Origin of the sequence: Branchiibius sp. NY16-3462-2 (genome assembly GCF_001594145.1) — a bacterium.
In the GTDB taxonomy this organism is placed as follows: domain Bacteria; phylum Actinomycetota; class Actinomycetes; order Actinomycetales; family Dermatophilaceae; genus Branchiibius.
This window is the reverse complement of the sequence record NZ_LVCF01000038.1, coordinates 238,795-261,299: the sequence shown is the minus strand read 5'-3', so window position 1 is coordinate 261,299 and position 22,505 is coordinate 238,795. Positions and strand designations below refer to the sequence as shown.

Here is a 22,505-nt window from a genome sequence, read left to right as displayed (position 1 = left end):
CCGGAAGGTACGTTCGACTCAGCAGCCGCTACGAGGTCGAAGGAGACACCGTGACCACTCCCGAATCGCCAGAGATCGCCATCGCCCGTCGGCACAGTCTGAGTGATATGACCCGTCGCAGCGCCCAGCGTTTCCCGGACAAGGCAGCGATCATCGACGGTGATACGACCTTGACGTTCGCCGAGTTGGAGGCCACGGTCGACCGGACCGCCGCGGCCATCGTGTCGGCGGGCCTGGCCAAGGGTGACCGCCTGGCCCTGTTGGCGCACAACTGCTGGCAGTACGCCGTCCTGGACTTCGCCGCCGCGCGGGCCGGGGTGATCCTGGTGCCGATCAACTTCATGCTCACCGCGAGCGAGATCGCCTTCATCCTGCAGCATTCGGGTGCCACGGGGTTCGTGGTAGAGGACGCCTTGATTCCCACTGCCGAAAAGGCCATCGCGGAGGCAGGACCGGTGGCGGTGCGGATGGCTATCGGCGCCGCGCCCGACGGGTGGTCGGCACTCAGCCAGTGGACGTCGTACGACGGGGGATGCCCACCCATCGACGTGGCCGACGACGATCCGGTGCGCATGATGTTCACCTCGGGCACCGAGTCACGCCCGAAAGGCGCTCTGCTGTCGAGCCGTTCGCTGATGTGGCACTACGTGTCGTGCGTCGTGGGCGGCGAGATGAGCGCGGACGACGTCGAGTTGCACACGCTGCCGCTCTACCACTGCGCCCAGTTGGACTGTTTTCTCGGCGTGGACGTCTACCTCGGGGCCACCTCGATCATCCTGCCCGCGCCCGAGCCGACTGCGGTGCTGTCCGCCATCGAGAAGTACGGCGTCACCAAGTTCTTCGCCCCGCCCACGGTGTGGATCGGGTTACTGCGCTCGCCGGCGTTCGACTCGACCGATCTGTCATCGCTGGCGAAGGGTTATTACGGAGCGTCACCGATGCCGGTGGCGATCCTGAAGGAGATGCACGAGCGTCTACCGGAAACCCGGTTGTGGAATTTCTACGGACAGACCGAGATCGCGCCGCTGGGAACCCTTCTCGGGCCTGAGGACCAGGTGGCGCGAGCCGGTTCCGCCGGCCGTCCCGCGCTGAACGTGGAGACCCGGATCCTCGACGACGACAACCACGAGGTCGCACCGGGTGAGATCGGTGAGATCTGCCACCGCACACCACATGCCACCCTCGGCTATTACGAACAACCAGAGAAGACAGCCCTGGCGTTCAGTGGCGGATGGTTCCACTCCGGCGATCTGGGCTACATGGACATCAATGGCTACCTCTACGTCGTCGATCGCAAGAAAGACATGATCAAGACCGGTGGCGAGAACGTCGCCACGCGAGAGGTCGAGGAAGCGATCTACACCCACCCCGCGGTTGCCGAGGTGGCGGTATTCGCCGTACCGCATCCGCACTGGGTCGAAGCGGTCACGGCGGTCGTGGTGCTCAAGGACGGCGAGAGCGCCACCGAAGACGACCTGATCGCACACGCCCGAGGTGTGCTGGCCGGCTACAAGACGCCGAAGTATGTGGTGATCACCGACGCTCTGCCGAAGAACCCCTCGGGCAAGATCCTCAAACGGCAACTGCGCGAGGAACTCGCTGATCTCGCACAGAGCGCTTCGTAACCCGCCGGATCAGTCAACCGGCTCAAGGTCCTCGGCCGTGCAGCGCACCCCCAACACCTCGGGTGCGGCCGGCGGCAGCTAGATCGCCGCGTGCCCCGCGCCCAGCTCCGACACGACCCGCCGCAGTTCGGTGACTCCTGGGTGGCTGTCCCGGGACCGTGTGCACAACGCGACGGTGCATGGCTCGACATCGTCCAAGGGAACGAAAACGACCCCCGATCCTGCGTAGAGATCGGCGATCGATGCGGCCGTGATACCGACGGCCAGGCCGGCGGCAACGGTCTGGACCTGTTCGTCCATGGTGTGGACGACCGGTCCGAACGTCACCCGCCGGCCGTCGGGGCGCGGGTCAACCGACCACCAGGCGAGCCATTCCGATGGCATGCGATCGGTCGTTACGTGCACCTCGCCGTTAAGTTCGAGAACCGACAAGGATGACCGCCCGGCCAACGGGTGGCCCGGCGGAAGCATCGCCAGTCGCGGCTCGACGACAACGGTCAGCAACTCGATCCCGCCGGTCGCTGGCAGCGGCGGACGTACGAACGCGGCGTCGACCTCACCCGACGCCACGGCTGCCGTCTGCTTGGTCCAGGCGATCTGCTCCAGCTCAAAGGCACAGGTCAGCGCATTGAGGATGCTCCCCGTGAGCGCCCCCGCTGCTCCCGTCACGAATCCGATTCTCAGCGTTGATGATTCGCGACGGCGCACCCGGGCGAGGCCGCCGGCCAGGTCCTCACCTTCCTGAAGGATCCGCCGAGCATGTTCCAGCAGCAGACGCCCTGCGTCGGTGAGTTCAAGGGGCCGCGCCTCGCGATCGATCAGGCGCACGTTGAGCGACGACTCGATACGACGGATCTGCTGGCTGAGCGCGGGCGGCGTCACGAAAAGTCGAGCAGCAGCGTGGCTGAAGTGCCTTTCCTCGGCCAGGACCACGAAGGCGTGAAGTCCGCGCAGGCCGATGTCGAGACGGGCGGCGTTCTCGTACACGGCCAGCACCTCCTTCATTGCAGGTGGGTCAAGGCTAGGCACCTACGTGGCCGACCGCATTAACACCGGCGTACGCAGGCCCACGGGATTCGACCTGTACGCCACCCAATGTGACGCACAACACTCGAACAACGCGAGGCGCACGCACCGCGGATTGATCATGAGAGGACACCATGAGTGACACCGCCATCGTCACCGGCGCATCCGGCGGCCTGGGGTCGGCCATCGTCGCCCGACTGGTCGATGACTACGACGTCATCATCGCCGCCGACGTCCGGGGCGAGCAGCTCGCGGCCGTTACCGATGAATGGAGCCACGCTGGCAGGGCACGGGTGCTGCCCGTCGTGTGCGACGTGAGCAGCCCCGGGGACGTCGCCGCCACGGTCGAGGCCGCTGTGGCGGAAGGGGATCTGAAAGGCCTGGTCAACGCCGCCGGTGTTGGAACGTTCATCCCGCTCCAGACCATGACGTCAGAGCATTGGGACCGGACTTTTGCGATCAACGTTCGCGGTGCGTTCCTGATGTCACAGCAGTTCCTGGCGCACGCTGCACCTCCCGCTTCGATCGTCCATCTGTCGTCGGTCGCAGCACGCTCCGGCAATGACCTTCTTACGGACTACGGCTCATCCAAGGCAGCCGTCATTGAACTGAGCCACAGCGTTGCCCGCATCGGTGCGCCCCGCGGAATCCGCTCGAACAGTGTGATGCCCGGGGTCATCTACACCGACATGTGGCGGACGGCGATCGACGCTCTCAAAGAGCTGGATCCGAGTGTGCGCGACGTTCCCCACGAGACGGTCTTCGCGGGAATGGTCGCGCAACTGATTCCGATGGGGCGTCCCCAGGAACCCCAGGACGTCGCCGAAGCAGTCGGCTTCCTGCTCAGCGACCGCGCGAAGAACATCACCGCCCAGACCCTGTCGGTCGACGGCGGAGCCATCCTCACCTGACATCGCTTCCGCCTGCCACCAACCCCATCTCATCAAGGAGAACGCACTCATGACCCTGCCCACCCGCTTCCTCATCATCGGCGCCGGCCCGAACGGCCTGATCGCGGCGAGAGCCTTCCGCCGCTACGGCATCGATGTCGACATCGTCGAGCGGCACCACTCCGTCGGCGGCCTCTGGGACATCGACAATCCGGGCACCCCGATGTACGAGACGTGCAGCATGATCTCCTCGCGTATCGCCGGTGGCTTCGTCGGCTACCCGATGTCCGACGAGCTTGCGATGTACCCGAAGTGGTCGGAACTACGCGACTACATCCGCGACTTTGCCCGGGAGTTCGAACTGGACGAGTTGTGCCAGTTCGACACCTCCGTCGAGCAGGTAGAACCCATCGACAGCGACCAGGGGCGCTACTACCGCGTGCGACTGTCCACCGGCGAGATGCGTGACTACCGCGGTGTCTATAGCGCGATCGGCACCCAGTGGCGACCGCAACTGCCGCAGATCGAAGGACTGGCCGGGTTCACCGGAACGGCCATTCACTCCAAGGATTACCGCTCCCCCAAGCTGTTCGACGGCAAGCGCGTCCTGGTTGTCGGCGCCGGAAACAGCGGAGTGGACATCGCCTCTGATGCGGCCTTCCACGCTTCGGCGGCGTTCCTGTCGACCCGCAGGCCGTACTGGTTCTTCCCCAAGCAGATCTTCGGCGTCGCGCTGCCGGACTTCCTCGACGGTCGCGCCGCTATCGCGCAGCGACCGTGGATGGCAGATATGAAGCCCGAGGACTTCATGGATCTGATCGTTGCCACCGTCGGCGATCTGAGCGCCTACGGGCTGCCGGTGCCAGAGGGTCCGATCGGCGAAACCCACCCGATTGTGAGTAACACGGTGCTGCACGCCTTCACCCATGGTCTCCTCACCCGTCGACCTGACATCGTCCGGATCGATGGCTCGACCGTGCACTTCGGCGACGAGACTACCGAGGATGTCGACGTCATCGTCTTCGCGACCGGCTACCAGGTTCACTACGACTTCCTTCCCGACGACATCGTGCAGTACCGCCGGGGTCACCCCAAGTTGCATCTCGAGGTGTTCTTCCCCGGGCAGGAAGGCTTGTACAGCGGTGGCACGATTCACGCTGCTGTGGGAGCCGGTTGGACCCTCTACGACCTATGCGCCAACTACGCGGCCGCCGACGCGAACGCGCTTCTGACCGGAGAGAACGCCGAGAACATGCGTCGATTCAAAGAGGACTACCAGCCCGACATGACGGGCGGTTTTCCCTTTGCGGACACTCCGCGTAACGAAGCGCAATACGACGCGGAGACCGTGCTCTACACGATTCCGGAGTACGCCCGCACCGAGTTCGGCATTCCGCTACCCACCGGCTACGACGACATGGACTTCTATGCTTCGTCTCCGCGGCGTAGCCAGGACGCGACGCCCCGGGACAACGAGTCCGTTCTCGTGTAATCGGACACCTGGGCGTCCTTTCTGAGGACACCCGGGCACCCCATCAGCGCCAGAAGCCTGCGTGCGGCACGGCCGCCAGCTCCTCCAGGAACGGGCCCTCGACGACCGTGTTCCGCTGTCCCGCAGCGAAAACCGTCCGGCTGGGCAACGCCAGGGTGGGATTCTCCGGGTGGGCGTCGGTGACCCCATAGAGAGTGGTCTCGGCCATGGCGAACACCACGCGGCCGATCCCGCCCCAATAGGCAGCGGCCGAGCACATCGCACACGGCTCGCAACTGGTGAAGAGCGTCAACCCCGCTGCGTCGTGGTCAAGCAGACCAGATCGCGACGCGGCTCGCACCAAGTTGGTCTCAGCGTGGCCGGTGACGTCGCGATCGGTGTTGACCGTGTTCTCCGCGGTCAACCGCACATTGCCGGCACCGTCGGCAAGCAGCGCACCGAACGGGTGGTTGCCATGCTGCACCGCTGACGCGGACAGGTCGATCGCCCGGCGCAGGAGATCCTCATCGATGGCAGTCAATGCGCTCATAGCCCCATCATCCTTGGTGACGCCTCGCGAGTGTGCCGCGATCGCTCCCCCGCGACGCAACTAGCACGCGTTTGCGCGACTTCGCCGAAATGCCAGCAACCCCGCGCCAGTCGTCGCGGGTCAGAGCAATCTCACGCCACGCCTCACGGATAACAGCAGTTACGGGACATACTGAGGGCACGCGCGGCAACGAAAAAGCCCCTGACCTTGCGTTTCCGCTGGTCAGGGGCCGAATACGATGGTGGGCGATACTGGGATCGAACCAGTGACCTCTTCCGTGTCAGGGAAGCGCGCTACCGCTGCGCCAATCGCCCAATGCCGACCGCCGAAGCGATCGTCAGAGCGGACAACCGGGCTCGAACCGGCGACCTCAACCTTGGCAAGGTTGCGCTCTACCAACTGAGCTATGTCCGCCTGCTGTCCGCGCCGTTACCGGCTGGACAACGTCGTGAACTCTATCCGAGTGCACTCCCCCACACCAAAACGGGGGTCCGAGGTGGAGACGGGATTTGAACCCGTGTAGACGGCTTTGCAGGCCGTTGCCTCGCCTCTCGGCCACTCCACCAGGCGCGGCCGACAGGCGACCACGAGAGCGGACAACCGGGCTCGAACCGGCGACCTCAACCTTGGCAAGGTTGCGCTCTACCAACTGAGCTATGTCCGCACCTGCAACCCGCGCCGTTTCAGCGCTTCGTGCCGCCTGAGACTAACCGATCGCGCGAGACGAATCCAAACGCGACACGTCCTCATCGTCGTACGTCGGGGGCTCCTGCGCCCGCGCCCGGGACCTGGGCAACCGGACCGCCGCGCGACGCAGCAGCACCGGCTCCGTGGGCGCCGTAGGGTCGGTGAGCGCCCGGCGGCGCGCCACGGAGGTTTCGATGCGCTGCTGGACCCAGATGTGCACCGGGTCCCGGGTGTCCACCGGCCATTTCTGCATCGTGGCGGCGTTGAACGCCGCCCCGATGAGGACCGCGATCCCCAGGAAGTACAGCCAGATGAGCACCACGATCGATGCGGCGAGGGGCCCATAGATCGACGTACTTGCACCTGCCACGGAATTGGCCAGCGTGTAGCGCAAGGCGACCGAGGCCAGTAGCCAGATGATCAGGGTGAGTACGGCGCCCGGCACGTCCCGCTTCCAAGGCGTCCGGTGCGGCGTCGAGAGGTAGAACAACGTCGCAAACCCGGCCACCGTCAGGCCCGCCACCAGCGGCCAGTACAGGATCATCAGCCATCGCAACTCGTTCGGTAGCCAGTCCGACAGCAGTCCCGGGCCGATGACAATCAGCGGCACCACGATGGCCCCGACCAGGATCACCATGAAATACAGCGACAGGGACATGATCCGGGTCCGCACGATCCCTCGTCGGCCGCCCTGACCGTACATGATCGACACCGTGTCCAGCAGGACGTTCAGGGCGCGCGATCCGGACCACAGCGACACCAGGAAACCCACCGAAATAATGTCCGGCCTCGGCGTGTCGAGCGCCTTGGTCAGTGTGGGCATCAGCACATCGCGCAGGCTCTGCTCGGTCAGGAAGCGTTCGGCGTACTCGCGGATGCTCTCCAGCACCAGGTTGACCGTGTCCGCACCCAGCCAGCCGCTCAGATAGCCCACGCCACCCAGGAGACCGAACAGCAACGGCGGCATCGACAACAACGCGAAAAAGCCTGCCTCTGCGGCCAATCCGGTGACCCGGTTGTCCATGCAGACCTTGATCGTCCGCAGCACCAGTTCGAGGAGGGTACGGCCACCGGGGACGCGGTCAACCACCGCGAGCACACCGGCTCGCAGCCGCGTCGTCACCGACACCCGATCTCCATCCTCTCGCGGTTGCTCGCACCCCTTCCTACGGTAGCCGTGCGAGGCATCGATTCCCGTGCACCACAATGGGGCCATGCAGATTTGGCCAGGGCATCCCTATCCGCTTGGCGCTACGTACGACGGCAGTGGGGTCAACTTCGCGCTGTTCTCCGAAGTAGCCGAACGCGTCGAGTTGTGTCTCATCGATGACCAAGGGGTCGAGGAGCGCCTCGATCTGACCGAGGTGGATGCCCACGTGTGGCACGGGTATGTGCCTGCGCTACAGCCCGGTCAACGCTACGGCTTCCGGGTGCACGGCCCCTACGAGCCCGAAAACGGCCTGCGGTGCAACCCCAGCAAACTGTTGCTGGACCCCTACGCGAAGGCCATCGAGGGGCAGATCGACGGCGACGAGTCGCTGTTCAGCTACAAATTCGATGACCCCGAAGCCTTCAACGACGCCGACTCACTGGGTCACACCATGCTGTCTGTCGTCGTCAACCCGTTCTTCGACTGGGGTCACGACCGCCCGCCGAAGCACGAGTACCACGAGAGCGTGATCTACGAGGCCCACGTCAAGGGCCTGAGCATGACCCACCCGGACGTGCCGGAGGAGATCCGCGGCACCTATGCGGGCATCGCGCACCCCGCGATCATCGAGCACCTCACCTCCCTCGGCGTCACGGCGATCGAGCTGCTGCCCGTGCACCAGTTCGTCCAGGACACGACCCTGATCGACAAGGGGCTGTCGAACTACTGGGGTTACAACACCATCGGCTTCCTCGCCCCGCACAACGCCTACTCCGCCGCGGGGCAGGACGGACAGCAGGTCGCGGAATTCAAGACGATGGTCAAGGCGCTGCACGAGGCGAATATCGAGGTCATCCTCGACGTGGTCTACAACCACACCGCCGAGGGCAACGAACTCGGCCCGACCATCGCCTTCCGCGGCATCGACAACCAGGCGTACTACCGGCTGGTCGACGGCGACCAGGGCCACTACTACGACACCACCGGCACCGGCAACAGCCTGCTGATGCGCCACCCGCACGTGCTGCAACTCATCATGGACTCGTTGCGGTACTGGGTCACTGACATGCACGTCGACGGCTTCCGCTTCGATCTGGCCGCCACCCTGGCCCGGCAGTTCCATGAAGTCGACCGGCTGTCGGCGTTCTTCGACATCATCCAGCAGGACCCGGTGATCTCCCAGGTGAAGCTGATCGCCGAGCCGTGGGACCTCGGGGACGGCGGCTATCAGGTCGGAAACTTCCCGCCTTTGTGGTCGGAATGGAACGGCCGTTACCGCGACACAGTGCGCAACTTCTGGCGCGGGGAACCATCGACCCTCGGCGAATTCGCCTCCCGGCTCACCGGATCCAGCGATCTGTATGCGCATTCGGGTCGCCGCCCGATCGCGTCGGTCAACTTCGTCGTCGCCCACGACGGCTTCACGCTGCGCGACCTGGTGTCCTTCAACGAAAAGCACAACGAAGCCAACGGCGAGGACAACAAGGACGGTTCGGACGACAACGAATCCTGGAACTGTGGCGTCGAGGGGCCGACCGACGACGCAGAGATCAACGAGCTGCGCCAGCGCCAGCAACGCAACTTCCTGGCCACTCTCCTGTTGAGTCAAGGCGTCCCGATGCTGGCGCACGGCGACGAGCTGGGCCGGACCCAGAACGGCAACAACAACGGGTACTGCCAGGACAACGAGATCACCTGGATCAACTGGGATCTGTCCGAGGAGAACGAGGATCTGCTGGACTTCACCAGCGCCCTGATCGCTCTACGCCGCACCCATCCGACCTTCCACCGGCGCCGCTTCTTCGTGGGCGACGCGCACGGTGGCGACGCCGGGGACATCGCCTGGTTGAATCCGGCGGGCAACGTCATGACCGACGAAGATTGGAACACCGGCTTCGCCCGTAGCCTGGGGGTGTTCCTCAACGGCGATGCCATCGAGGGCCCCGACCCGCGTGGGCGACGGGTGGTCGATGACAACTTCCTGCTTCTGTTCAACGCAGCAGATGAGGATGTCGAGTTCATCCTGCCCAAGGGCGTGACCGAGGAGACGTGGAGCATCGCGCTGCACACCCACGACGACAACCCCACCGATGTCGCCGAGGACCTGCCCGAGGGCTCGCGCCTGACCCTTCAATCACGCTCGATCGTGGTCCTGCAATCCCCGGTCCCGCAGGATCGTGAGCGGCCGCCGGCCAACCCGGAGAAGGCCAAGGAACGCCCGGCCGAGGCCGCGGTCACACCACCGAAGAGTTAGGCCTCCGGCAGGCTCTCGGCGATCCGCTTCTTTTCGACCTTCGGGTCGAAATCGGCTGGCGGCCAGTCCAATTGGAGTGTCCGCAACTGGCGCAACAACAGGTTGTGTACGGCGAACCGCGCGTACCACTTGTTGTCCGCCGGCACGACGTACCAGGGTGCGACCTGCGTTGAGCACTTTTCGAGTGCCGCTTGGTAGGCCTCCTGGTAGGCCGGCCACAGGGCACGTTCGTCGACGTCGCCGGGGTTGTACTTCCAGTACTTGTCCGGTCGGCTCACCCGCTCGGTCAGGCGCCGCGCCTGCTCCTCCGGCGAGATGTGCAGCATCACCTTGATGATGTGGATGCCGCGGTCGGTGGTGGCCTGTTCGAAGGCGTTGATCTGGCTGTAGCGCCGCTTCCAGGTCGTCGGCGGAACCAGGTTGCGCACTCGCGCAATCAGGACGTCTTCATACTGCGACCGGTCGAACACCCCGATCATCCCCGACGCCGGCAGCGCCTTGCGGATCCGCCACAGGAACGGGTGTGACAGTTCCTCTTTGGTCGGGGCCTTGAACGAGGTCAGGTGGATGCCCTGCGGATCGACCTGACCCACGACGTGCCGCATGATCCCGCCCTTGCCGGCGGTGTCCATCCCCTGGACGATCAGCAGCAGCGCCGGCCCGGTCCCCTTGTTGGCGTACATCCGCTCCTGGAGATCCCCCACCTCAGCGGAGGTCTTCGTCTGGAGCTTGACGGCGTCCTTCTCCTTGCCGTCCAGTTCCGGGGTGGAGGCTGGGTCGACCTGGCTCAGATCGAACCCCTCGCCGACGACAAGCGCGTCAGCGACCCGGTCGCACAATTCCGCCGGCTGCTTCTTCTTGGATTTCTTGGACTTCTTCGATTTGCCTTTGGCCATATCCCATCGTGGCACGGTTCAATCGGAATGTGCGTGATCTTCTGACCGGTACACCGGATCGAAATCTTTCCGACCATGACCTGATCGAGCGGTACGCCGATGTGCCGGCCGATCGTCCCTGGTTGCGTCTGAACATGGTTGCGACGGTGGATGGTTCGGCAGTCGGCGCCGACGGTTTGTCCGGGTCCATCAATACCGGCGCGGACCACCGGGTGTTCGCGCTGCTCAGGGCGTGGGCCGATGTGATCCTGGTCGGAGCCGGGACCGTTTCGGCCGAGGGGTACGCCGCTGCGCAGACCGAACCGGCGTGGTCGGGTCTGCGCTCCGGGCGGCCGCCGCATCCGGCGATGGCTGTCGTGACCAGTCGGGGGCTGCCGGACGGCTTCGACACGCGCGGGGGTGGCGAGGTGTTCACCGTCGCGGTCGGCGACGCGGGACTGCCCGGCGTCGTGGCCGACCTGCACGCCCGGGGTTACGCGCACATCCTCGCCGAGGGCGGTCCGACGCTGGCCGGTGAACTCCTGAGCACCGGCCAGTTCGACGAATTGTGCCTCACCACAAGCCCGTTGGCCGTCGCGGGTAACGGCGGCCGGATTCTGCACGGCGACGCGACCACGGTCCGGTTAGAGCTGGCGGGACTGCTGGAAGAGGAGGGGACACTTCTGGCGCGTTGGCACACGCGCCGGTGATTCAGCTCGCGAACTCCCGGACCACGCGTTCCCAGCGCTGCGGCTCGGTGTTCCACTCCCGGCAGTGCAATGCGACCTGCCACGGCTCCAATCGCACCAGATCGGGGCGGGCCGTCGCCAACGCCGCCGACGGGCCGTAGGGCACGAAGTCGTCGTCCTGGGAATGAATGATCAACGCCGGAGTTCGCAACTCAGCGGCCCGGCGGACCCAGTTGGTCGCCGGAAGATCAAGCGGCTCAGCCAAACCCGCAAAATGGCCGTGCGCGGCGGGACTGGCAACCGCACGCTGCGCCAGCCGGTTCAGCGGCATCGGCACCCGGTTCAAGCGGGCGTGGAAATCGATCGTCTCCTGCCAATCCACCACGGGCGCGTCGAGCACCACGCGGCTGATCCCCTCGGCGTACGGGGAAAGGTCCAGCAGTTGCAAGCACACCGCACCACCCATCGACCAACCCGCGAGCATGACCTCGTCGGCACCCTGCGCGTAGGCGAAGGCGACCGCCGCCTCCACGTCGCGCCACTCGGTCAGTCCCAATCCGTATCGCCCGGCCGGGTCAGCCGGTGCGTCCTGGTCGTTGCGATAGCTGGGGCTCAGACACGTCCAGCCGACGTCGGTCAGCGCACCGACGGCGCGCAAGGTCTCGGCGCGCGCAGCGGCCCGACCGTGGACGAGGACCGCCCACCGGTCACCCCGGCTCTGCGGCCCGCGCACGATCCACGCCGGGTAGTCCCCCAGCGGACCGTCGATGGAAACGTCCTCGATCGGCAACGGAAACGTCGTGGCCGGCGGTCCCGCGTAGTAGTAGCCGGTGAACCTGCCTGGCCCCTCGTGCAACTCGCCGAAGTCGACCCCGATCAATTCGCGTACGACGTGCGCATCCGTGCGCTCGAGCACCTCACCGACCCGGGCGTGGGAGTCGCGATCGTCCCAATAGAGGCTGTACCGCCCCGGCGATCCGGTCGCTGGCGTCGCACTCAAGGTCACCGTGTGATCGTCGTAGGCCAGGATCTCCACATCGGGCGCTGCCGGTCTGGGTGAAAGCACCTGACGGGCGAAGTAGGAGGCGATGCTGAGTCCAGCGGCGGTGCCCAGCACCCCGGTGCCCGCCACACTGGCGGCAACCGATCCGGCGATGACACGTCGGCGACTCATACCCCTATTGTCCCTGACCAGTGACCAGGATGTCCGCGAGGCTGAAATCGACCGGTTCCTCGAGCTGTTCGTAGGTGCAGGAGCGAGGATCCCGGTCCGGACGCCAGCGGCGGAACCGCGCGGTGTGCCGGAACCGATTGCCCTGCATGTGCTCGTACGCCACCTCGACCACAAGCTCCGGCCGGACCGGCACGAAGGACAGGTCCTTGCCCTGACTCCACCGGCTCTGGGTGCCCGGCACGCGGTCGGGATTGGCGATCGCCCACTCCTTCCACTCCAGCCAGGGGTGCTCGTCGACGTGGTGGGTGAAGGGTTCGAGCTCGTCGATGAGCTCCGCGCGCCGCACCGCGGTGAAGGAGGCCGCGACGCCGACGTGCTGCAACCGGTCGCCGTCGTAGAGGCCGAGCAGCAGCGAGCCGAGCAGCGGTTTCTCGGGGGTGGACGTCTTGTGCAATCGGTACCCCGCGACGACGCAGTCGGCGGTGCGCTCGTGTTTGATCTTGAACATGGTGCGCTTGTCCGGCTGATAGGTGCCGTCCAGCGGCTTGGCGACCACGCCGTCCAGACCCGCGCCCTCGAACTGCGTGAACCAATCCTTCGCAACGGCAGGGTCGTTCGTCTTCGGCGTAATGAACACCGGGTCGTGGGCGTCCGCCAGGGCGGTCTCCAGCAGTGCGCGCCTCCGCTCGAACGGCGCCTGCATCAGGTCCTCGTCAGCCACCGCGAGCAGGTCGAAGGCGATGAACGAGGCCGGAGTCTCCTGCGCCAGCTTGGCGATCCGGCTGGCCGCGGGATGGATCCGCTGCTGCAGCACCTCGAACTCCAGACGGTCGCCGGCAATCACGACGATCTCCCCGTCGACGACGCATCGCTGCGGCAGATTCGCCTTCAGTGCCTCGACCAACTCCGGGAAGTACCGGGTCATCGGTTTCTCGTTGCGGCTGCCGAGTTCCACCTCATCGCCATCGCGGAAGACGATCGTGCGGAACCCGTCCCACTTGGGCTCGACGTGCCCGACGTCAGGAATCTCCTTGACGGACTTGGCCAACATCGGCGAAACCGGTGGCATCACAGGCAGATCCATGAACTCAGTCCTCGATCCGGTTGCCGTCGGCGTCCCAGTGGTCGGCGCGTTTCTTCGATGGCTGCACGCGGGGCGGCTCTCCGGGCATCTTCGGATAGTCCGGCGGGAAGTTCAGTTCGCCGCCGGGCAACGTCTCCCACAGGTCGAGCAACGGCTCCAAAGAAAACGCCTCGTTGTCCATCGTCTCCCACGCGTTGCCGTGCTCGGCGACGAAGTCAGGCACGGTCGTCAGGTTGAACTCCCGCGGGTCCTTCACGGCCGCTAGCTGCTCCCAGGTCATCGGCGTCGACACCGGCGCACCGGGCCGGGCCCGCAGCGACCAGGCCGAGGCAATCGTCCGGTCCCGGTTGTTCTGGTTGAAGTCGATGAAGATCCGCTCGCCACGCTCTTCCTTCCACCACGCGGTCGTCACCCCGTCGTCACGCTGCGAGAGCAACCGGCCGAAACCGATCGCGGCGTGACGTACGTCTTCGAAACCCCAGCGAGGCTCGATCCGGACGTAGATGTGAATGCCCCGGTTGCCACTGGTCTTGCAGAAACCGCGAATCCCGAGGTCCTCCAGGACAGTTCGCGCCAACGCCGCGACCCGCTGCGCATCCGCGAAGTCTGTCCCGGGTTGCGGATCCAGATCCAGGCGCAACTCGTCGGGGTGATCAACGTCAGGTCGGCGTACGGGCCAGGGATGGAAGGTCAGGGCACCCATCTGGGCCGCCCACACCAAGGTGGCCGGTTCGGTCGGGCACAACTCATCGGCAGTGCGCCCGCTGGGGAAGCGCACCTGGACGGTCTCGACGTACGGCGGCGCCCCCTTGGGCAGACGCTTCTGGTAGAAACCGTCGCCTTCGCGATCCTGCGGACCGGTGGCCAGGCGCATCCCCTCGCGCCATCCGTCGGGCCAGCGCTCCATCGCCGTCGGACGCTCCCCCAACGCAGTCATCAGCTCGGCGCCAACGGACGAGAAGTATTCGCACACTTGCAGTTTCGTGATCTCCGGAGTGCGGGACGTGGCTTCGTAGACGACCCGGTCGGGTGAGCTGACGCGCACCTCGCGATCGTCGACGGTGACGGTGGCAGCCGGTTTTGAGGCCATGACCAGCAGCCTAGGGCCCGCCGATCACCTACGGCCCTCCTCGATGGGCCGAGCTCGACTCAGAGCTCCAAAGCGCTGACGAATGTCCCCGCGGGATCGATCGCCTGCTTGACGCCCCGTAGCCGGGCGACATCGGTCGGGCAGAACAGCTCCGCCCTTCGCTCGTCGGTGAACGTCGGAACCAGCGCAGCCGACGACCAGGGCCGCAGCGCGAGGATGAAGTCCTGGACGGCTGCCCTGGCAGCGGGCGCATTGGGAGGAGGCATAGGTACCGCGACTGCCTGGGCCAGGTAGGAACCAGCGACTGAACCGAAGACACCCGCGCCGTTCGGCGTCACAGCGAATGCCGCACCGAGGTGCCGGATCTCCGCGAGCAACAGTCCGTGCCGGGTGCCGTCACCCACCTGGGCCAGGAAGCGGTCGACGGCGGCCTCGTCGAACGCGTCCAGCACGCAGTGCTTCATCACGCCGGGGGTCGGTGCGGGCGGGTCCATGTGCATGGCGAGGACACCCACCGCCGGGGTCCGGGCAAAGGTGTCCAGCTCCGGGTTGAGCGCCTGCAGCGGCTCGAGCAGAGCGGCCGCCTGATCGTCCGGCTGCAGAAACACGCCGTCCACCACGACGATGTCGCGACCGGACAGGAAGGGCGGTAGCTCGGGACGAGGCGGGAAGCTCATGATCCGCAACGAGGTGGTGACCGAGTCCGGCACCTGCCGGGACCACTCGGCCCAGGCCGGCACGACCTGACTGGCGCGGCTGCGGTCCCACAGCAGCATCCCGGCGAAGACGTCGGCGTAGGGCAGCAATTCGATCTGCACCTCGGTGACGATGCCGAAGGTGCCACCACCACCCCGCAGCGCCCAGAAGAGCTCCGGCAACTCGGTAGCGCTCGCCGTTACCACCGACCCGTCGGCCAGCACCACCTGCACCGACCGGACGTGGTTGGCGCTGACCCCATGCTGGCGACCGTAGAAGGAGAGCCCGCCGCCGAGGACGAAACCGGCGACGGCGACATCGGGGGCCGACCCGTGCGCGGCGGTGAGACCGTTGGCGCTCGCCGCCTCGATCACGGCCGACCACCGGGTCCCGCCTGTCACCACAGCTACTTGCTGATCCACGTCGATGCGAACGCCGGTGAAGTCCTGCATCCGCACGATGACCGTGTCGCTGAGGTCGACACCGGTGAAACCGCCCACCCCATGACCCGTCCCCACCGGCGCGAGGTGCAACCCCGCGGCTGTCGCGACGCGCGCCAACTCCGTCACTTCCGACAGGGACCGCGGCGAGGCAACCGCGGCCGGCCGCAGGTCGACAGCCAGGTTCCACATCCGCCGCGCCTCGTCGTACCCCGGATCCCCCACCAGCGTCACCGGTGCCGAGATGCCGCGCAATGCTTCGCAGCCCGGGTGCGTCAAGCCTTCGATCATGGTTGTGCTCCTCGAACCACCCGCTGGGTTGGGCCCCGCGGCACCGATCAGATGCGCCTCACCATCGGCCCGACGGTAGTAGTGCGCGGGGCGCCCCGTCCGGTGAATGCAGGAACTTGCGGCAGCGATGGGCAGTTGGCGGAAAGTTTGGCCAGCCACCAACTGTTTACCGAACGCTCACCGTCGCAAGACCCCATCACGAGAGCGGACTTCCTAGCGTTGCCCAGGGTCGGTCGAACGACTGCCCCGCCCGCACCTACTCCCCCACCCCGTGGAAGGTCCGTCATGCCGCGCCGTCGCGCTCTTGCTTTCTTGTGCTCCGTCCCGATCGCCGCTCTGCCGGCGATCGCCCTCGCTCCGCACGCCCAAGCCGCGTCCTCCAGCGTGGTCATCGCGCAGGCCTTCGGTGGCGGCGGCAACTCCGGGGCGCCGTACGCCTCCGACTTCGTCGAGCTGTACAACCGCTCCGGTGCGGCCGTGGACCTGACCGGTTGGAAGCTGCAGTACTGGTCGGCCGCAGGGACCACGGCCACGAGCACCGCGCTGTCCGGCAGCATCGACGCCGGACATCACTACTTGATCAAGGAAGCCGACGGCTCCAACACCGCGGCGCCCGCGCTGCCCACCCCGGACGCCACGGGCACGATCGCGATGTCGGCTACTGCCGGCCGGGTGGCGATCGTGGACGCCGACGGGACCACGATCGACCTGCTGGGTTACGGCAGCACGGCGTCAGTCTCCGAGACGGCCCCGGCCCCCGCCCCGAGCAACACCCTGGCCGATGTCCGCACCAGCGGCTGCACCGACACCGACAACAACGCGACCGACTTCGTGACCGCGGCGCCGGCCCCGAACAACTCCGCCAGCGCCGTCGGCCAGTGCGGCACGACCGGTGGCGGTGGCGGCACGACGCCCCCACCGCCGCCCACCGGCCAGGACGCCACCATCGAGCAGATCCAGGGCGCCGCGCACCGCTCCCCGCTGGAGGGCAAAGCGGTCAAGAACGTCGCCGGTGTCGTCACCGCCACCAGCAAGACCGGTTACTGGATCCAGTCCACGACGCCGGACGACGACCCCGCGACCAGCGAAGGACTGTTCGTTTTCACCAAGAACGCCCCGAGCGCCAAGGTCGGCGATGCCGTCACCGCCGCGGGAACGGTCAGCGAATACCGCCCCGGTGGTAGCAGCGGCACCGCAAACCTCACGACCACCGAACTGACCAACCCGACCACGGCCATCACCAGCAGTGGCAACCCGCTGCCGGCACCGGTCGTCATCGGTAAGGATCGGATCGCACCCCAGCAGACCGTCAAGGACGGTGACCCGGGTGACGTCGAGACCGCCGGCACCTTCGACCCCACCAAGAGCGCGATCGATTTCGATGAGTCCCTCGAGGGGATGCGGGTCGAACTGGACGACGCTGTCGCCGTCGGGCCGACCAACCCCTCCTACGGCGAGACGCCCGTGATCCCCGGGCAGAACGTGACCGCCACCCGGTCCGCACGCGGCGGCGTGGTGTACGGCGGGTACGACCAGCCGAACGCCATGCGGCTGATCCTGGACGACAGTCTGCTGCCTTCGGGCTCCGTGCCGACCGCCAACGTCGGTGACGTCTACGAAGGGTCAACGGTCGGCGTACTCGATTACAGCTTCGGCAACTTCCACCTGCTGGCCACCAGCACGGGCACGTTGAAATCCGCTGGGCTGCAACGGGAGTCGACCTCGGCAGCCAGCAAGGGCCAGGTCGCCGTCGCGACCTTCAACGTCGAGAACCTCGCCCCCAGCGACCCGCAGACCAAGTTCGACCGACTTGCCGGGCAGATCGTCGGCAACCTCAAGGCACCGGACATCGTGGCTCTGGAGGAGATCCAGGACAACAGCGGCGCCACCGACGACGGGACGGTGGACTCTACCGACACGATCACCAAGCTGATCGCGGCGATCACGGCGGCGGGCGGCCCGTCGTACCAGGCCCGCTGGATCAACCCGACCAACGACACCGACGGCGGTCAGCCGGGCGGCAACATCCGGCAGGTCTTCATCTTCCGGACCGACCGCGGCGTGAGCTTCACTGACATCCCCGGTGGCGACGCAACAACGGCCACCAGCGTGGTGGGCAAGGGGTGGAGCACCAAGCTGTCCGCCTCCCCCGGCCGCATCGACCCCACGAACGGGGCGTGGACCACGTCGCGTAAGCCGCTGGTCGGCCAGTTCAGCTACAAGGGTCAGAAGCTGTTCGTCATCGCCAACCACTTCAACTCCAAGGGCGGCGACGACCCGTTGTTCGGCCGGTTCCAGCAGCCGCTGCGGTCCTCCGAGACCCAGCGACACAACCAGGCGACGGTCGTGCGCGGCTTCGTCGACTCGCTGCTGAAGGCCGACCCGCTGGCGAAGGTGATCGTGCTCGGCGACCTGAACGACTTCGAGTTCAGCCAGACCGCCGACATCCTGGTCGGCAGCGGCCGCACCGCACTGACCGATCTGCCCCGGACCCTGCCGGCGAACGAGCGGTACACCTACGACTACGAGGGCAACTCCCAGGTGCTGGACCACATTCTGATCAGCAAGGGACTGCAGATCCCGTTGCCGTTCTCCGGCCCGGCGTACCGCTACGACGTGGTGCACACCAACGCGGAGTTCTCCGACCAGGATTCCGACCACGACCCGCAGGTGGTGCGCCTGCAGTTATGGCCCAGCTGGCTGGGTTGAGGCCCGATCCCACCCGTCGGGAACGTTCGCCGCGGTCACACTGTTGATCAGAGCGGACGTTCCCTACCAGTGAGAAGGAGTACGTCGTGAACGACCAGTTCCCGGCCACCACCGCCTACCGGATCCACAAGTCGGACAAGGAGTGGCGCGACCAGTTGTCCCCCGCCGAGTACGCCGTGCTGCGGCAGGCAGGCACCGAGCGGGCCTTCACCGGTGAGTACACCGACACCGAGACCGAAGGCGTCTACTCGTGTCGCGCCTGCGGCGTTGAGTTGTTCCGCAGCAAGCAGAAGTTCCACAGCCACTGCGGCTGGCCCAGCTTCTATGAGCCCAGCGAGGCCGACAACGTCGAGTTGATCGAGGATCGCTCACACGGCATGGTCCGCACCGAGGTGCGCTGCAAGAACTGCGGCTCGCACCTGGGTCACGTGTTCGAGGGTGAGGGCTACCCCACCCCGACCGACCAGCGCTACTGCATCAACTCGATCAGCCTGCGTCTGACCCCGCAGGACTGATCTGCGCAACTCTTGGAACGGAATGCACCCCGAAATCATCACGAGGGGTGGATCGCGTTCCAAAAGTCGCAGGAAACTCCCCTACCGCAGACGAGCAGCGAACTCCGCGACGCTCGTCTGCGGTCCGGTGTAGAACGGCAGTTCCTCACGCACGTGCAACCGGGCTCGGGTGTTGCGCAGTTCGCGCATCAGGTCCACGATCCGGTACAACTCGTCGGCCTCGAAGGCCAGCAGCCACTCGTAGTCACCGAGGGCGAACGACGACACCGTGTTGGCACGCACGTCGGCGTAATCCCTTGCGGCCAAACCGTGTTCGCGCAACATCTCGCGCCGCTCGTCCTCGGGCAGGACGTACCACTCATAGGACCGCACGAACGGGTAGACACAGAGATACTTGTGCGCCGGCTCCCCCGCGAGGAACGCCGGCACGTGCGAACGGTTGAACTCCGCCGGGCGGTGCAGGCCCACGTTGCTCCACACCGGGTCCAACGTGCGACCCAGCGGCGTGGCAAGGAATCCGCGGTAGGCGGCCTGCAGCGACTCCACATCGTCCGCGTGCCACCAGATCATCAGGTCGGCGTCCGCGCGCAGCCCGCCCACGTCGTACAGGCCACGGACCACGACGTCCTCGGTCGCCAACTTGTCGAAGAACGCGGCGGTGTCGGCGACGAGGGTCTCCCGCTCGGCCGGCAACTCACGGGCCGCTTTGAACACCGAGTACATGCAGTAACGGATCGAGGCGTTGATGGCTTCGACATCGGGCGTCTGATCAGACATATCTCTATTCTTCGCTTTCTTGCGTGGTCCCGGAAACCCGGGTGAGCAGTTCCTCGCTCGCGCGGCGCGCGGAGGCGATACAGGCGGGGATCCCGACACCGTCGTAGGCGGCGCCGGCAACGGCCAGTCCCTGGGGCAGGTCCGCGCGGACTGCGGCGACCCGGTCGAGGTGGCCCACGGCGTACTGCGGCAACCCGCCGCCCCAGCGCTGCACGCGGGTGTCGACCGGCGCAGGCAACGGGCGCCCGAGAGCCTCGGACAAATCGGCCAGTCCGGCGGCGGCCAGGTCCTCATCGGTGCGTTGCAGGGTGCGCACCTCTCCGGCGCGACCGAAGGAGACCCGCACCACGTCGTACGCCGGCAGCGCCTGCCGCAGCCACGGCCACTTGGCGCTGGAGAAGGTGGAGGCCTTGATGTCCCGGCCGTCGATCGGGGGCACCAGGAACCCGGAGGTGTCACCGGGGATGGTGCCGCGCTCGAAGGCATAGCTGACCAGGACCATCGAGGCGTAGTCGATCGCGGCCAGTGCTTGGGCCGCTGCGGGGGCGATGTCGCCGAGCAACCGTGAGGTCGGCGCCGCGGGTGCGGCCAGCACGATGGCCGATGCTCGCACCGTCCGCGGTGACCGCGCCGAGCCGACGGTGAGCTCGAAACCGTCTGCTACAGAGCGCAGTTCGCGCACCATGGCGTCCGTCTCGATCGTGACGCCCTTGGCGGCCAGGTGCTGCGCCAGAGCGATCGGCAGGCCCCCGATCCCGCCGGCGAGGCTGGCGAAGACCGGCGCATCGGAGCGGGGTGCGGCGGCTGCCCGCGCCGCCAGTGCCGTGAGGGTGCCACCGGAGGCGACCTCGTCGTACGCCGCGGGCAGACAAGCGCGGGCCGACAAGGCCCGCGCGTCCCCGGCATAGACGCCGCCCAGCAGCGGCTCGATCAACCGGTCGACGACTGCCGGACCAAGCGCCTGCTGCACGAGGGAACCCAGGCTCAGGTCGCCGTCGATCTGCACCGGTTGCTCCGCGGCGGCGCGCGCTACCTCCCCGGCGTCCAGGATCTCGGTCAGTGCGCCGGCGTCGGACGGAATCCCCATCAGCGTGCCCTGCGGCATCGCCCGTAGCGCCCCGCGACTCCAGAGGCTGGCGCCCACGGCAGCCGGTGATTCGCGGGTCAGCCCCAGCTGATCGATGAGCGCGACTGCTTCGGGACGACGGGCCAGTACGGCCTCGGCCCCGAGGTCGATCTGCTGGCCCGCGAGTTCACCGATGTGAAGCTTGCCGCCGACACGTGGGGATCCTTCGAGCACCAGGATGTCCGCGCCGGGTTCCTGGTGCAGGATGCGTTCGGCCGCGGCCAGACCGGTGATCCCGGCTCCGACGACCACGATGTCCGCCATGCCTCTACCGTCTCACCGCCGACCGGCCCGCCGCATCTCAGGGTCGCCTATGCCGAGAGGGTGTGGACCTCTTCGACGACACGCGTCAGGACGTCGGGGTCGGTGTCGGGCAGCACACCGTGACCGAGGTTGAAGATGTGCCCGGGCGCGGCCTTACCCCGGGTCAGGATATCGGCGATCACCGGTTGCAGTGCCTGCCATGGCGCGAAGAGCAACGCAGGGTCGAGGTTGCCCTGCACCGCGAACCGATCGCCCAGCCGGGCCGCGGCGACGTCCAGCGGCACCCGGAAGTCGACACCAACCACGTCCGCGCCGGCCTCCCCCATCGCCCGCAGCAGTTCACCGGTGCCCACACCGAAGTGGATCCGGGGCACGTCGAGATCCGCGACCGCCGACAGCGCCGCCGCGCTGTGTGGTTGCACGTGCCGCAGGTAGTCCGGCAATGACAACGCGCCGACCCACGAGTCGAAGAGCTGCACGGCCGATGCACCGGCCGATGCTTGCACCCGCAGGAAGGTCCCCGAGATCTGAGCAAGCTTGGCGCACAATGCATTCCACAGATCCGGTGCACCGGCCATGAGTGCCTTGGTGTGCTCGTGATTCTTCGACGGCCCGCCCTCGACCAGGTAGCTGGCCAGCGTGAACGGCGCCCCGGCGAACCCGATCAGCGGCACGCCGCCGAGCTCAGCCGTGATCTGCCGTACCGACGTCGCGATGTCTTCGATCGCGTCGGCGTCCAGCGACGGCAGCGCGGCGACGTCGGCCGCAGTGCGGATCGGGTGGGCGACGACCGGACCAACACCAGGCACGATCTGCACGTCGACACCGGCGGCCTGCAACGGCACGACGATGTCGCTGAAGAAAATGGCCGCGTCGACCCCGTGCCGGCGCACGGGCTGCAACGTGATCTCCGTGACCAGGTCAGGAGTGCGGCAGGCCTGCAGCATCGAGGTGCCCTCGCGGACCTCGCGGTACTCCGGCAGCGACCGCCCCGCCTGGCGCATGAACCACACGGGGGTCCGGCGTACGGGCAGGCCGCGGGCAGCCCGCACCAGGTCACTGTCTCGGGGATCGCCGGCGGTCGGTAGTTCGAGGGTCACCGGGCGATCGTCGCACGGCGCG

The 22,505-nt window shown here is 66.8% G+C and carries 18 protein-coding genes and 4 tRNA genes; 7 read left to right on the top strand and 15 right to left on the bottom strand.

Annotation, left to right across the window (positions count from 1 at the left end; translation table 11 throughout):
- Window positions 1-50: 50 nt before the first annotated feature.
- Window positions 51-1,625, top strand: a complete 1,575-nt coding sequence (locus AZH51_RS13050) for an acyl-CoA synthetase (protein ID WP_291524966.1) — start codon at window positions 51-53, stop codon at window positions 1,623-1,625.
- 78 nt (window positions 1,626-1,703) lie between these two features.
- Here AZH51_RS13050 and AZH51_RS13045 read toward each other — a convergent pair whose 3' ends face one another.
- Complete coding sequence (locus AZH51_RS13045; RefSeq protein WP_291524964.1) at window positions 1,704-2,630, bottom strand: LysR family transcriptional regulator; 927 nt, start codon at window positions 2,628-2,630, stop codon at window positions 1,704-1,706.
- Window positions 2,631-2,785: 155 nt separating this feature from the next.
- Between AZH51_RS13045 and AZH51_RS13040 the strand changes: the two genes are divergently transcribed.
- Both AZH51_RS13040 and AZH51_RS13035 read left to right on the top strand, forming a co-directional pair.
- Entirely contained in the window at window positions 2,786-3,562 is a 777-nt protein-coding gene (locus tag AZH51_RS13040) for an SDR family NAD(P)-dependent oxidoreductase (RefSeq protein ID WP_291524962.1), read from the top strand.
- A 49-nt stretch (window positions 3,563-3,611) separates the two neighbouring features.
- Window positions 3,612-5,033: an NAD(P)/FAD-dependent oxidoreductase gene (locus AZH51_RS13035; RefSeq protein WP_291524961.1), complete on the top strand. Its 1,422-nt coding sequence runs from the start codon at window positions 3,612-3,614 to the stop codon at window positions 5,031-5,033.
- 43 nt (window positions 5,034-5,076) lie between these two features.
- On the opposite strand, the gene AZH51_RS13030 is transcribed toward AZH51_RS13035, so the two are convergent.
- The 6 genes from AZH51_RS13030 to AZH51_RS13005 all read right to left on the bottom strand — a co-directional run bounded on the left by AZH51_RS13030 (window position 5,077) and on the right by AZH51_RS13005 (window position 7,378).
- Window positions 5,077-5,562: a nucleoside deaminase gene (locus AZH51_RS13030; protein WP_291524959.1), complete on the bottom strand. Its 486-nt coding sequence runs from the start codon at window positions 5,560-5,562 to the stop codon at window positions 5,077-5,079.
- Window positions 5,563-5,801: 239 nt separating this feature from the next.
- A tRNA-Val gene (locus AZH51_RS13025) sits at window positions 5,802-5,876 on the bottom strand.
- Window positions 5,877-5,903: 27 nt separating this feature from the next.
- A tRNA-Gly gene (locus AZH51_RS13020) sits at window positions 5,904-5,976 on the bottom strand.
- An 80-nt stretch (window positions 5,977-6,056) separates the two neighbouring features.
- Window positions 6,057-6,127, bottom strand: a tRNA-Cys gene (locus AZH51_RS13015).
- Between the two features lie 26 nt (window positions 6,128-6,153).
- Window positions 6,154-6,226 (bottom strand) — tRNA-Gly (locus AZH51_RS13010).
- Between the two features lie 42 nt (window positions 6,227-6,268).
- The gene (locus AZH51_RS13005) at window positions 6,269-7,378 is read right to left on the bottom strand and encodes a YihY/virulence factor BrkB family protein (RefSeq protein ID WP_291524956.1); all 1,110 of its coding nucleotides are present in this window, start codon (window positions 7,376-7,378) and stop codon (window positions 6,269-6,271) included.
- An 85-nt stretch (window positions 7,379-7,463) separates the two neighbouring features.
- On the opposite strand from AZH51_RS13005, the gene glgX reads away from it, so the two are divergent.
- Window positions 7,464-9,653, top strand: coding sequence for a glycogen debranching protein GlgX (gene glgX / locus AZH51_RS13000; protein WP_291524955.1), 2,190 nt, complete (start codon window positions 7,464-7,466; stop codon window positions 9,651-9,653).
- On the opposite strand, the gene AZH51_RS12995 is transcribed toward glgX, so the two are convergent.
- A complete protein-coding gene (locus AZH51_RS12995) occupies window positions 9,650-10,549 on the bottom strand; it encodes a PPK2 family polyphosphate kinase (RefSeq protein ID WP_291524952.1) in 900 nt (299 codons plus the stop codon). The genes glgX and AZH51_RS12995 overlap by 4 nt on opposite strands.
- Before the next feature lie 29 nt (window positions 10,550-10,578).
- Here AZH51_RS12995 and AZH51_RS12990 point away from each other — a divergent pair, with 29 nt between their 5' ends.
- The gene (locus tag AZH51_RS12990; RefSeq protein ID WP_291524950.1) at window positions 10,579-11,238 is read left to right on the top strand and encodes a dihydrofolate reductase family protein; all 660 of its coding nucleotides are present in this window, start codon (window positions 10,579-10,581) and stop codon (window positions 11,236-11,238) included.
- 1 nt (window position 11,239) lies between these two features.
- Here the strand turns inward: AZH51_RS12990 and AZH51_RS12985 are convergent, their stop codons facing one another.
- Genes AZH51_RS12985 through AZH51_RS12970 form a run of 4 tightly spaced genes read right to left on the bottom strand, consistent with a single transcriptional unit; the run spans window position 11,240 to window position 15,992 of the window.
- Window positions 11,240-12,391 (bottom strand): alpha/beta hydrolase, encoded by a 1,152-nt coding sequence (locus tag AZH51_RS12985; protein WP_291524949.1) that lies wholly within the window; start codon window positions 12,389-12,391, stop codon window positions 11,240-11,242.
- Between the two features lie 4 nt (window positions 12,392-12,395).
- Window positions 12,396-13,475: an ATP-dependent DNA ligase gene (locus tag AZH51_RS12980; protein WP_291524947.1), complete on the bottom strand. Its 1,080-nt coding sequence runs from the start codon at window positions 13,473-13,475 to the stop codon at window positions 12,396-12,398.
- Between the two features lie 4 nt (window positions 13,476-13,479).
- Complete coding sequence (locus tag AZH51_RS12975; protein WP_291524945.1) at window positions 13,480-14,565, bottom strand: DNA polymerase domain-containing protein; 1,086 nt, start codon at window positions 14,563-14,565, stop codon at window positions 13,480-13,482.
- A 59-nt stretch (window positions 14,566-14,624) separates the two neighbouring features.
- Window positions 14,625-15,992: an FAD-binding oxidoreductase gene (locus AZH51_RS12970; RefSeq protein WP_291524943.1), complete on the bottom strand. Its 1,368-nt coding sequence runs from the start codon at window positions 15,990-15,992 to the stop codon at window positions 14,625-14,627.
- A gap of 285 nt (window positions 15,993-16,277) precedes the next feature.
- Here AZH51_RS12970 and AZH51_RS12965 point away from each other — a divergent pair, with 285 nt between their 5' ends.
- Together AZH51_RS12965 and msrB are read left to right on the top strand one after the other, a co-directional pair.
- A complete protein-coding gene (locus AZH51_RS12965) occupies window positions 16,278-18,701 on the top strand; it encodes a lamin tail domain-containing protein (protein ID WP_291524941.1) in 2,424 nt (807 codons plus the stop codon).
- An 86-nt stretch (window positions 18,702-18,787) separates the two neighbouring features.
- The gene (msrB, locus tag AZH51_RS12960) at window positions 18,788-19,216 is read left to right on the top strand and encodes a peptide-methionine (R)-S-oxide reductase MsrB (RefSeq protein WP_291524939.1); all 429 of its coding nucleotides are present in this window, start codon (window positions 18,788-18,790) and stop codon (window positions 19,214-19,216) included.
- Window positions 19,217-19,297: 81 nt separating this feature from the next.
- On the opposite strand, the gene hemQ is transcribed toward msrB, so the two are convergent.
- The 3 genes from hemQ to hemE are packed head-to-tail and all read right to left on the bottom strand — an operon-like array spanning window position 19,298 to window position 22,483.
- Window positions 19,298-19,993 carry a hydrogen peroxide-dependent heme synthase gene (hemQ, locus tag AZH51_RS12955; RefSeq protein ID WP_291524937.1) on the bottom strand — a complete coding sequence of 232 codons (696 nt, stop codon included), beginning with the start codon at window positions 19,991-19,993 and terminating at the stop codon, window positions 19,298-19,300.
- A 4-nt stretch (window positions 19,994-19,997) separates the two neighbouring features.
- Entirely contained in the window at window positions 19,998-21,383 is a 1,386-nt protein-coding gene (gene hemG, locus AZH51_RS12950; RefSeq protein ID WP_291524935.1) for a protoporphyrinogen oxidase, read from the bottom strand.
- A 47-nt stretch (window positions 21,384-21,430) separates the two neighbouring features.
- Window positions 21,431-22,483: a uroporphyrinogen decarboxylase gene (gene hemE / locus AZH51_RS12945; protein WP_291524933.1), complete on the bottom strand. Its 1,053-nt coding sequence runs from the start codon at window positions 22,481-22,483 to the stop codon at window positions 21,431-21,433.
- Between the last annotated feature and the right edge of the window lie 22 nt (window positions 22,484-22,505).

What these genes read in the sequence shown, in the direction of transcription:
- AZH51_RS13045 (WP_291524964.1), bottom strand. Translation starts at nt 2,630, where the DNA reads ATGAAGGAGGTGCTGGCCGTGTACGAGAACGCCGCCCGTCTCGACATC.
- AZH51_RS13040 (WP_291524962.1), top strand. Translation starts at nt 2,786, where the DNA reads ATGAGTGACACCGCCATCGTCACCGGCGCATCCGGCGGCCTGGGGTCG.
- hemG (WP_291524935.1), bottom strand. Translation starts at nt 21,383, where the DNA reads ATGGCGGACATCGTGGTCGTCGGAGCCGGGATCACCGGTCTGGCCGCG.
- glgX (WP_291524955.1), top strand. Translation starts at nt 7,464, where the DNA reads ATGCAGATTTGGCCAGGGCATCCCTATCCGCTTGGCGCTACGTACGAC.
- AZH51_RS12965 (WP_291524941.1), top strand. Translation starts at nt 16,278, where the DNA reads ATGCCGCGCCGTCGCGCTCTTGCTTTCTTGTGCTCCGTCCCGATCGCC.
- AZH51_RS12970 (WP_291524943.1), bottom strand. Translation starts at nt 15,992, where the DNA reads ATGATCGAAGGCTTGACGCACCCGGGCTGCGAAGCATTGCGCGGCATC.
- AZH51_RS12975 (WP_291524945.1), bottom strand. Translation starts at nt 14,565, where the DNA reads ATGGCCTCAAAACCGGCTGCCACCGTCACCGTCGACGATCGCGAGGTG.
- AZH51_RS13035 (WP_291524961.1), top strand. Translation starts at nt 3,612, where the DNA reads ATGACCCTGCCCACCCGCTTCCTCATCATCGGCGCCGGCCCGAACGGC.
- AZH51_RS12995 (WP_291524952.1), bottom strand. Translation starts at nt 10,549, where the DNA reads ATGGCCAAAGGCAAATCGAAGAAGTCCAAGAAATCCAAGAAGAAGCAG.
- AZH51_RS12985 (WP_291524949.1), bottom strand. Translation starts at nt 12,391, where the DNA reads ATGAGTCGCCGACGTGTCATCGCCGGATCGGTTGCCGCCAGTGTGGCG.
- AZH51_RS12980 (WP_291524947.1), bottom strand. Translation starts at nt 13,475, where the DNA reads ATGGATCTGCCTGTGATGCCACCGGTTTCGCCGATGTTGGCCAAGTCC.
- AZH51_RS13030 (WP_291524959.1), bottom strand. Translation starts at nt 5,562, where the DNA reads ATGAGCGCATTGACTGCCATCGATGAGGATCTCCTGCGCCGGGCGATC.
- hemQ (WP_291524937.1), bottom strand. Translation starts at nt 19,993, where the DNA reads ATGTCTGATCAGACGCCCGATGTCGAAGCCATCAACGCCTCGATCCGT.